Source organism: Arthrobacter sp. H14 (assembly GCF_000520495.1).
GTDB lineage: Bacteria > Actinomycetota > Actinomycetes > Actinomycetales > Micrococcaceae > Arthrobacter_C.
Genome location: NZ_AZRX01000448.1, coordinates 1 through 8,006, shown reverse-complemented (window position 1 = coordinate 8,006; position 8,006 = coordinate 1). Strand labels below are relative to the sequence as shown.

General features: G+C 60.6%; 11 protein-coding genes and 1 pseudogene. 5 read left to right on the top strand and 7 right to left on the bottom strand.

What is annotated here, in order from left to right:
- Positions 1-356: 356 nt before the first annotated feature.
- Entirely contained in the window at positions 357-590 is a 234-nt protein-coding gene (locus tag Y707_RS0101270; protein WP_026533772.1) for a ribbon-helix-helix domain-containing protein, read from the bottom strand.
- 221 nt (positions 591-811) lie between these two features.
- Between Y707_RS0101270 and Y707_RS0101265 the strand changes: the two genes are divergently transcribed.
- Positions 812-1,042, top strand: a complete 231-nt coding sequence (locus Y707_RS0101265) for a DUF433 domain-containing protein (RefSeq protein ID WP_026533771.1) — start codon at positions 812-814, stop codon at positions 1,040-1,042.
- On the top strand, positions 1,039-1,407 hold the full coding sequence (locus Y707_RS0101260; RefSeq protein WP_026533770.1) for a DUF5615 family PIN-like protein: 369 nt from the start codon (positions 1,039-1,041) through the stop codon (positions 1,405-1,407). Before Y707_RS0101265 ends, Y707_RS0101260 begins: the two co-directional genes overlap by 4 nt.
- A gap of 49 nt (positions 1,408-1,456) precedes the next feature.
- On the opposite strand, the pseudogene Y707_RS22455 reads toward Y707_RS0101260, so the two are convergent.
- Positions 1,457-2,628: pseudogene (locus tag Y707_RS22455) on the bottom strand (IS30 family transposase).
- Between the two features lie 178 nt (positions 2,629-2,806).
- Here Y707_RS22455 and Y707_RS22450 point away from each other — a divergent pair.
- The gene (locus Y707_RS22450) at positions 2,807-3,463 is read left to right on the top strand and encodes an HAD family hydrolase (protein WP_155852627.1); all 657 of its coding nucleotides are present in this window, start codon (positions 2,807-2,809) and stop codon (positions 3,461-3,463) included.
- Between the two features lie 111 nt (positions 3,464-3,574).
- On the opposite strand, the gene Y707_RS0101245 is transcribed toward Y707_RS22450, so the two are convergent.
- From Y707_RS0101245 to Y707_RS0101235, 3 genes are all read right to left on the bottom strand, one after another.
- Positions 3,575-3,853: a putative quinol monooxygenase gene (locus Y707_RS0101245; RefSeq protein WP_026533769.1), complete on the bottom strand. Its 279-nt coding sequence runs from the start codon at positions 3,851-3,853 to the stop codon at positions 3,575-3,577.
- 160 nt (positions 3,854-4,013) lie between these two features.
- A complete protein-coding gene (locus tag Y707_RS0101240; protein ID WP_026533768.1) occupies positions 4,014-4,535 on the bottom strand; it encodes a hypothetical protein in 522 nt (173 codons plus the stop codon).
- Positions 4,536-4,715: 180 nt separating this feature from the next.
- A complete protein-coding gene (locus Y707_RS0101235; RefSeq protein ID WP_026533767.1) occupies positions 4,716-5,249 on the bottom strand; it encodes a class IV adenylate cyclase in 534 nt (177 codons plus the stop codon).
- Positions 5,250-5,443: 194 nt separating this feature from the next.
- Between Y707_RS0101235 and Y707_RS0101230 the strand changes: the two genes are divergently transcribed.
- Entirely contained in the window at positions 5,444-5,878 is a 435-nt protein-coding gene (locus Y707_RS0101230; protein WP_026533766.1) for a hypothetical protein, read from the top strand.
- A gap of 115 nt (positions 5,879-5,993) precedes the next feature.
- Here Y707_RS0101230 and Y707_RS0101225 read toward each other — a convergent pair whose 3' ends face one another.
- Positions 5,994-6,374, bottom strand: a complete 381-nt coding sequence (locus tag Y707_RS0101225; protein WP_026533765.1) for a hypothetical protein — start codon at positions 6,372-6,374, stop codon at positions 5,994-5,996.
- A gap of 668 nt (positions 6,375-7,042) precedes the next feature.
- On the opposite strand from Y707_RS0101225, the gene Y707_RS22445 reads away from it, so the two are divergent.
- Positions 7,043-7,732: an alpha/beta fold hydrolase gene (locus tag Y707_RS22445; protein WP_051441522.1), complete on the top strand. Its 690-nt coding sequence runs from the start codon at positions 7,043-7,045 to the stop codon at positions 7,730-7,732.
- On the opposite strand, the gene Y707_RS0101210 is transcribed toward Y707_RS22445, so the two are convergent.
- The coding region (locus Y707_RS0101210; RefSeq protein WP_026533764.1) for a transposase at positions 7,715-8,006 on the bottom strand (292 nt) is incomplete at its 5' end. The two genes, Y707_RS22445 and Y707_RS0101210, sit on opposite strands and share 18 nt — an antisense overlap.

Below are 8,006 nucleotides of genomic sequence, written 5' to 3'. Positions count from 1 at the left end.
CCGGCCTCGAACTATCCATCCTTCTCCACAATAGGTTCCTCAACCGGACACACTCTGCTCAGTTACCGATCCCTCAAGGGCATCTGCGCCCGCTTCGCGGCAAGAGCGAGAGTGCGATTAGGGCAGCAGGTCCCAGTATTGTCTTCTGGCGGGCATAGCGTGGATCACCAGTTCCTCGCCATTCTTAAAGATCAGCACAACGGTCTCAAGCAAGCGAGCCCGCGTGTCGAAGCCAAGCCGCAACTCACGATGCGGCCAGTCATCCTCCTCAAGGGGTTCGGTCTACTGGGACCAGTCGGCCGCCTGGACCGCGTCCTCGGGCAATACCCCGTGCTTAAGTGCGCTTTCGTGGACCCTCACGCCGCAAAGTCAGCCAGAGCGCGGCGGATCGCCTCCGAGCGTGACAGGTGCTCTCGCTCGGCCAGCTCGTCCAGTGCTGCGATCTCAACGGCAGTGAGACGCACGGCGGGGACCTGCATCGGCTCAGCACCGCGACCGGGGCGACCGCGTCCGCGACGCTTCAACTCCTTGACGTCATAACCAGCTTTGGCCTCGTCTGCCCACTTCTGGATTTGCTCGTCGTTGACCATGAAAAAATCGTATAACGAAAATAGTCGGTGCGGTAGAGGAAACGTTCGACCGTCGGTATGCGCGTGCGCCGCCGCAACAGCCGTCCCGCTTGAGGGCGCGGCCTACGGCGGCGACGCGGCGGGTCGCCGACGCGCTACGCGACCGCCCGCTATCACCGCAAACGGATCCTTGGGCGGGCGTCGTCTGGTCACGTGGAGCAAGAAGATCATAGAATTCAAACATGGCCTTCGAACGGATCACCATCGACCCAACACGCATGGGCGGAGTCCCGTGCATACGTGACCTACGAGTCACGGTGAGCATGGTGCTGGGCCAATTGGCCGGCGGCGCAACGATCGAGCAGTTGCTGGCGGATTATCCCTATTTGGAACGTGCCGATGTGATGGCCGCGCTGGAGTACGCTGCAGTGATCGTCAATGAACGTGAAGTGCCGATTGCCCGGCCGGCATGAGGCTCCTGCTCGACGCCAATCTTTCACCCAAGCTCGTTGAACCGCTTACCACGGTAGGCTATGAGTCGATCCACGTCGCCGATGTCGGGCTACTACGTTCCAGCGACGATGCCATCTTCGAATATGCCGCCAATGAAGGCTATGTCGTTATCACCGCCGATAGTGACTTCCCGATGATGTTGGCACTGCGCCACACCTCTCGTCCCTCGGTCGTGCTGCTGCGCCACATCACCGAACTGCCTCGCCACAGACAAGGCGAATTGCTGGCGGAGAACCTTCCCCTCGTGGAAGAAGACCTCCACAAGGGAGCGATCGTCTCACTAAGCCCTACCCGGCTAGCCGTGCGGGACCTACCAGTGGAGTGACTGCCAATGTCGCGAGACTGCCCGCAAGGGGATCGGCGGATTCAGGCGGTCATTGCAACAGGAGTCCTTCGAGCAGTTCGATCGGCTTCTTGAACTCTAATCGTTTGCGTGGCCGGTCGTTGAGTTCGGCGGCGACCCAGTCGAGGTCTGTGGCGCTGTGGATGGCCAGGTCTGTGCCCTTGGGGGAATACTGGCGCAGCAGACCGTTGGTGTTCTCATTGATGCCTCGCTGCCAAGGAGAGTGCGGGTCGCAAAAGTAGATGTCGATGTCGGAGTCGATGCTTACGTTCTTCCAGTCCTGCATCTCGATGCCCTGATCCCAGGTCAGCGAATGCCGCAGCGCACCGGGGGGCGTCTTAATCTTCGCGGTCAACGCATCGCGCATCTGCTCGGCCTTGTACCCGTCCGGCAGGTGCACCAGCATCGTGTAGCTGGTGGTCCGCTCCACCAGGGTCCCGATGGCGGTTTGGTTGCCTTTACCGATGACTAAATCCCCTTCCCAATGCCCAGGCACTGCGCGGTCTTCGACCTCGGGCGGACGCTCGGAAATATTGATCATTCCCGGGATCCGGTTCTTGCGCTGGCCGGCCTTCCGGCTGGGCTGCCGCACCGCCCGTCCGGTGCGCAGACACGCGGTCAGATCCCGTTTCAGCGCCCCGCCGGACTGCACGTAGAGGGACTGATAAAGCGTCTCCGGTGACACACGCATCTCCGGCTCATCGGGGAACTCAACCTGCAGGCGCCCTGCGATCTGCTCCGGGTGAATACTTCTTCTTCAGGTCCTCTTCCACCTTCGCACGCAACACCACGTTCGTGTGCAGTTTCGCCGGTTTCGCCCCGCGAGGCCCGCTCATACGCCCGTGCGTGGGCAGAGGTGGCCCGGTAAGCGGAGCCGGCCTTGGTGTTGCGCCGCAGCTCCCGGGAAACCGTCGAAGCTGAGCGTCCGATCGCAGTGCCGATCTGCCGCAGGGATTGCCCTTGCGCGCGCAGCACTGCGATCTCCTCACGCTGTGCAAAGGTCAGGCACCGGCCCTTCAGGTCCCGGCCCCGGCGCGGACGTACCCCGCCGGCCTCCATCAACACTCTGCGCCCGGTCCGCCGGCTCGTATTGATCGGAGCTACGGCATCGGTGATGAAATCACCGGCCTGCATTCCAGCCCAAAACAGCTGCAAAAGATCCGGTCTTACATAAATTGAATACCCCGCCACGACAACACCCATCTGCTAAGTGTTGCAATCACCGCAAGAACCCAAGGAGCGATAACTGACACAGAGTGTGTCCGGCCGGGGGAACGGCTTACGGGACGATCGGGCGATACTTGTTAGCTCGAAGATTGTGAGTGCTGTAGCCTTCGGTTACCCGCCGGAGGTGCAACCGGCGAATGCCGGAGGATTCTTGATGCGTGGCCTGATTCTTCTTGATCTTGATGAGACGCTCGTCGACCGAGAGGCCGTGTTGCGCGTATGGGCTGACGAGGTTGCAACCGCTGCCGGGGAACCGAGCATCGCTGAATGGTTGATCGCCCATGACCGGCAGGACGGCAAGGTCCGCCAACGCGAATCTTTCCTAAGCGGGGTGGCTGGCCGCCTCGGTTGGGACACCCCGGTTGAAGACCTGCTGGCGAACTGGCCGAACATGTTTGGCTCGCGTTACCGCCTCGAACCAGCGGTCTCAGAGGCGCTCACCCACGCGCGCACCCTAGGCTTTCGGCTCTGCGTAGTCAGCAACGGAGATGCACAACGCCAGCGGGCGAAGGTTGAAGCGATGAACCTCGAAAACCTAGTGCATGCTTGCGTGATCTCCGGCGAGATCGGCGTGCGGAAGCCGAGCCGGCGCATCTTCGAGATTGCGGCGCAGAGGGCCGGGGCCGATTTGACCGGTGATGTGTGGGTTATCGGGGATGACCCGGTCGCGGACATCGGCGGCGCGGCACAGATCGGCGCGCACGGTCTCTGGGTGAACCGCAACGGTCGGGACTGGCCATCAGAACTCCCTCCACCACACGCCACGTTCTCCCAACCCGTCGCCGCGATGGAACACATCACGGCGGGCTGAGACCAGAGACTCCCACTAACATGGTCCAAGACCGTGTCCGCCGCGGAAGCCCTCACCGACGTGGTGCGTTTTCCCAGGACTCGCCACGCCAGCGACGCTTCCCGCGTCGAGTCAGATACCTTCGACGATGTAGCGACGCTCAATCCCAGCAGTTAGCCGGCCCCACTCACTGTCTGCGACTCGTTTCTGGTGTGCCTGGAATGCAGTGGCATCGCGAAACTGCTCGTCGACCTGCCACACGAACGGTTCCTGGGTGGGCTTCACCTCGAACGAAAGGCACCCTTCCTCGGCGCGGGTCAGCTCCATATGAAGGGGAAGGTGCTGCATCACGATTGCAACCTGGTCTGGGCCGTCACACACAAGTTGCCCGCTCAAACGCACATTGTTCATAGCGCCATCTTCACATTGTTGAACTCAGGCAGCCGCATCACCCGTAAGTCGATCCTCTACCGGACGCCGCCCCACGTGATCGAGTTTCGGATGGTGCATTAATATCCGCCGATTTGAGCGCCCGCAAAGTCGGCGCCGCCGGGATGGCACGCGGCTTAGGTCAAGTGAGCGGCGGCGGAAGCTGAAAGATGAACCGGTCGTCGGGGGACCACGTGTGCTGGTCGTCGCATCGGTAGCCACGCAGCCACGCTTGGCCGTCTACGACGCGAAGATAGAAGCCCTTCGGATACTCGTCGTCCTGGCGAAGCGCTTCGGCGGCCACTGTGAGGCCGCCATCGGGTGCCCGCCCCGAAGACATCACGGAGTCGCGAGAGGCCATCTGGTCGTGCAAAGCCATGCGTAAGTAGGGACCCGTGTCCACCGGGCACAGGGACAGGCCCTGTTGCTGTGCAACCTTGAAGATCTGAGGAAGCGTCGCCCCATTGGGAAGCCCTAGTTCGGCGACCGTTCGCTCTGTGACCACCACGGAACGAGAGGCCTGGTCGTCGAAGACGTCCTCGAGCAGGGTTTCCGCAAAACCGTTGATCAGGATGCCACGCGAGCTCAGGCAGCTCATCAGCTGACCTCGGGAAAGCCCACTGACCCAGACTTCGAGTCGTTCGACGCGAGTTCTGTCTGGCATGCGTCTCCTTGAGGTGAGTGTCTGCTACAGGCTGGTGCCTCACTCTACGGGGGCAAGATCGCCGCGCACATTGGAAGCACCGCCAACGGGTCTGGTTAGCTACACACCGGTGCCCGCACGGCGATCGGCCTGCGGGACACGTTGGGCGCCAAACGGGAACACAGTCGTAATGCATAAGTCCTACGGTTTCGGCGGTGTGTCATTGGCGGCTCTTAGGAGGTCCAGGTAGGCACCATCTATGCGGGCACTGTCCTCAATTCCGAACTCGGCTATTAGGCGGTGTGCCTCATTCGCTGCGGTGTCAGATTCAACTCCGTCTGCAATCGGGACTTCCAACTCCAGGAACTCGCCCAGTCCGTCGACCTCGTCGAGGTGGACCCGGGTCTGGCCGATTCGAAAGATTGCGCGGCGCTTTCGGACTCGCCCGTGCTCGCCGTATGCCTGGACCAGAATTGAGCGGAGTCCGTTAGGGTCGGAGGTCTCGGAATGATCGTAGAACGAGGGTTTCGGCCCGGGTTCGTCTGTCCTGCGGTAGTAGATCAGTACGCCGTGGTCGTCGCTGAGGGACCTGAGCTTGAGCCGACCGTCCGGGCAGGAGAAGAAGGTGTCGTCTTGTATGACGTGCTCTGGTTCTTCGTCAGCCAACGAGACGACCACCGGCAGGAGTCGTTCGATGCTGTCCACTCGCGCTTTGATCTCGATGTTTATCGGCATGTCCCCACTCAATCATGAGCAAGCTGTCGACGGGACCCGGTAGCCGATCCTTATCTGAGGTAGTTGCAGCCTGTGGCGGTGCGCGGTGCTGCCTTGTGTCCTGCGCGTGATTTTGGCCAGGCTAGAGCTGACAACGCCTGTGCAGTCGTGCAACTTGCGGTATCGTGCCCCTTACACAGGGATAAGGGGTCGAGATGAATCCGAGCCTGAAAGTGCGAGCCGCCATTCTCCTGCCTGCCATCGTCATCATGCTGGGAATGAGTCTTCTTGCATTCGCGCAACCGAATCTGATCGGGCCTCTAACCAGAACCATGCCGTTTGTCTGCTTGGTAGCCCTGGGACCGGCAATGGTCCTGGCGCGGTTAGTTGGGCATCGGAGTACTCAGTCAGAGGCGAACTTCGATAGAAGGGCTGTTCAGCTGCGGAAGCTGCTGCTCGGAGTGCTCGTGGTCAATGCGGTCTTCATCATTGGTATGGCGGTTCTGGCATTCACCCAGCCGCCGAAAGTTGCGGTTCTGAATATGGCTATCACCGCCGTGGTAACAACGATCGTGCTCGTGACCGCACTTGTTTTCGACCGCCGGACGCACTCGAAGGAAGGCTCCAGGAACCGAACAAATACAACCTGAATTGGCACGACTGGCGTCTCTCACTTGGTGGCTCGGATTGGGTTGCTTCACAAGCTGAGTTTGCCGTTGCCTCGTCCCATTAGTCGGTCCTTGACTGGGTACGAAGCGTTCCAGATCACGCAGTGTTTGTGGTGATCTGCTTCATGAATTTGCGGCAGGATTTTTTAGATTCCCGCAGTATGGAGAACAGCTCGGTTCTGTCCCCCAGTGGCTCCCAAAGCTTGTAGGGCTCCCGTAAAGGGTAGGTTTCAAGCCCTGAAGCATGCGCGAAGGCTTCGTCATCGTTCTCTGCCCGTTGCAAGGCCTCGCCAGGATCGTTGGTCGCAAACGCACAGAACCGCTCAATCCATAAATAAGCAGGTTTGCCGCTGCCCAAGCGGAGCCGTCCGGACCGGTGGAGGCTCCGGACGACCACCACACCGGGATCCTGATGATGCTGCACCGGTTCGGAGGCGGCGTCGACAGATTTTCCGGTGCTGCTTTTCTTGTCTTTCATGGCGTGCCACGTTCCTGATTCGAACCGACGTGCCACGGACTTGTCCGGGCTCTCGATTGATCGGTATTCACTTCTGCACAGCTCGCGGCCGTGTCCGCAATGCCGGGCCGGCAACATCAGCTCAAGGATGTCGACGCTTTTCTGTCCTTTGAGGCACCCCTGCTTGGCTTCCTTCCGGGCAACGTCGATTGCCTTCGCAGGAGTTGGCGCGTCTATGAGGACAAGACGCTCTTCGTAGAGTGACCGGCCCCTTCTGCCTGCCCTGGACCACTGCAGGACTCCACGGGCGATGTACCAGTGAAGTCGTGGCGAGGGGAGGATGAATCGTTCCGTCGATTCCGTTGTCGACCTGTTCGAATCTGAACTGACATCTATGTCCGTGCAGGCATCGTATAGGCGTTGAACCGCTCGAGGCAGGTCCAAGTGAAGGTGTCCGGCGAGGGATCGGCTCGTGGGACGGAACAACCTCTCTAGGTCGCTGGACCTAGGGCAAGGATGAATCGTCGATGAGTTTCGCCGGTCCGTTTCGTCTCTACTTACAACAGCCACATGAGTGGCATCCGGAACGCCATGGGCAGCATTCATGGACCGTGGAGTACAGCCGCCTGTGGTGTGTTCAATGTTGCTGAACAGAGTCGCCCGGTACTCACGGGAGTAAGGAGAATACGATGATGACCAACGGCGAGAAGATCGTCAACGCCAACGGTGTCGACCTCTGCGTCGAGACGTTTGGCGACCCGAAGGACCCCGCCATCCTGCTGGTGCACGGAGCCTCCGCCTCGATGCTGTGGTGGGAGGCCGAACTCTGCGAAAAGATCGCTACAGGAGGCCGGTTCGTGATCCGGTTCGACAATCGGGACACCGGGAAGTCGGTGAACTACCCAACCGGGCAGCCGGGCTACTCGCTGCGGGACATGACCGAGGACGCCCTGGGCATCCTCGACGTCCTCGGCATCCATCGCGCACACCTCGTCGGACGGTCGATGGCCGGCGTGATCATCTCCCTCGCCGGAATCGACTATGCCGACAGGGTGGCTTCACTGACCTTCGTATCCACCACCCCCTGTGGTGACGGCCTGCCGCCGATGTCCGACGAGTTCATGAAGTACACCTCCCAGAACCCGGATCCCTCGGATTCGAAGGCCGTCGTGGAATTCATCGCCGGGCTGATGATGGTCTACTCGGCCGATTCACCCTACGGCGACGAGAAAGCCATGCGGGCAATCGCCGAGGCGGACGTGGCACGGGCGGACAATATCGCATCCACGCTGACCAACCACTTCGTGATCAACTTCGATAGCCCCGAGCAGGGCGGCCCCGGGGACATCACCGCACCTACCCTAGTGCCGTGTTGCTGAGGTTGTTTGACGGTCTGCTTTGGCTAGTATTTGGTCTGCGGTTTTTGTCCAGACGAAGGGATGGGCCCGTTCGTTCCAGCCGTTGATGAAGGCCCTGATCGCTTTCATCAGCTCGGGGACGGAGACGAAGGTGCCGCGGTGAATTGCCTGGCGTTCGATGATGCCGAACCAGATCTCGATCATGTTCATCCACGAGGCACTGGTCGGGGTGAAGTGAACGTGGATCCTCGGATTGGCGGCCAGCCACTCGTTGACTTCAGCGGTCTTGTGTGTG